Annotated in this window: 1 protein-coding gene; it reads left to right on the top strand. The window is 35.4% G+C overall.

What is annotated here, in order from left to right; genetic code table 11:
* Positions 1-209 (top strand): hypothetical protein (locus MTBSS4_RS22090; protein WP_217425504.1); only part of this gene is annotated, 209 nt, incomplete at both ends.

Here is a 209-nt window from a genome sequence, read left to right as displayed (position 1 = left end):
GCCCCAGAAGCAGAGATTATAGAAATAGAACAGCGTAAACTAAAGAATAGTTATAAATTAAAAATCCAACTAGAGGAGATATCAAGGATAAATAGGAGGAGAGGTACTGGAATCCCTATCCCATTTTTTGGGTTGCTGCAGTTTATAAAAATTGGAAGCTTTGCTGTAAAACAAAATAGAAAAAGTGAGATCAAAGCTCACCATCCATC

It is taken from the genome of Magnetospirillum sp. SS-4 (assembly GCF_902729425.1).
Taxonomy (GTDB): domain Bacteria; phylum Pseudomonadota; class Alphaproteobacteria; order Rhodospirillales; family Magnetospirillaceae; genus Phaeospirillum.
Note: the sequence above shows the minus strand (reverse complement) of the source record. Positions and strands in the feature narration are given on the sequence as shown.